Raw genomic sequence first — 1,035 nt, 5'->3', positions numbered from 1 at the left:
TCCTCATGTACCCCAACTGCATCGATATCCGCTACGCCCGCTTCTGCGGGTGCGCTTTTCGCGTAGAGCCCGTCGGGCTCGGTGTCGCGGTCGTGGGGCAGGAGCCAGAAGACGCGGCGGCGGAAGGTATCGGAGGCGCGGGAGGGTTTAGCGGCTCTGTCAACGCTGTGACCTTCTCGAACGCCTGCGAGCGCGAACGGCGCGGCTGAGCCGGTCTTCACTCGCCCGGGGTCACGCGGGCCGTTGGCACGCAGGCGATACCAGCGGCACAGGTAGGCAATCCCAGCACGGTGGCTGTCGACCACGGGCGGGCGGCAGCCGGCCTCGGTCAACCAGGCGGGGACCGGACGCGTCGACGACAAGGTCCGCCTGGTGTATTGCCGTGCCTGCCCGCACGCCGGTGACCCGGGCAGGGCGGCCCTCCCCGAACGTGAGCGCTTGTACCCGGCAGCCTCGCTTCACCTCGACGGTGGGTTCCCGCCCCACGGCAGTGGTCAGAGCGGCCTCCAGCACGATGCGGCGGGTGCGCAGGGTCACCAACTCCTCATCGCCAGCACGATGCGGCGGATGCTCACCGAACCAGTCGAAGTCGTGGTACTCCCGGGCTCCTCGTGCCAGCAAATCCGTGTAAACATCGGGGGTCTCGGTACGCAACACGGTGCGGACGGGCGCAAGGAATGAGTGGGGCTGGTTTGCCTGCGGCACTCGGGGCCTTTTCCATTCGAAAAAGTCCCGGTTCAGGTCCTCTCCGGCCTGCCGACCGTCCTGCTCGAACAACGTGACCGTGTGGCCCCGCCGGCCAAGCATGAGCGGCAGTCCCAGACCGCCAATACCCCCGCCGACCACTGCAACCCGCGCCACTGATCTCCCCTTTTCGCGTCGCGTTGCGGAGTCAGCCTAGTACTTGACGATCTTCCGTTCGAAACCAGCGTCGACCATCGCAGACCTCGCTTTCGTGACGGACTGAGATTGAGTGGCTTCGTCCTCGTCCAGTTCCGGCGTATCCGCGTCGCGCCGCCGGCGCAGGGCGCCGGC

Annotated in this window: 2 pseudogenes; both read right to left on the bottom strand. The window is 67.4% G+C overall.

From position 1 onward, the window contains the following. A pseudogene (locus ABZV34_RS39945) lies at nt 1-152 on the bottom strand (DUF6009 family protein); the annotation flags it as partial. A 27-nt stretch (nt 153-179) separates the two neighbouring features. Further along, nucleotides 180-861: pseudogene (locus ABZV34_RS39940) on the bottom strand (FAD-dependent oxidoreductase); the annotation flags it as partial. Nucleotides 862-1,035: the final 174 nt, after the last annotated feature.

Source organism: Streptomyces sp. NPDC005195 (assembly GCF_040608315.1).
In the GTDB taxonomy this organism is placed as follows: Bacteria; Actinomycetota; Actinomycetes; order Streptomycetales; family Streptomycetaceae; genus Streptomyces; species Streptomyces kaempferi.
The sequence above is the reverse complement of the archived record's forward strand: the minus strand, read 5'-3'. Positions and strand labels throughout refer to the sequence as shown.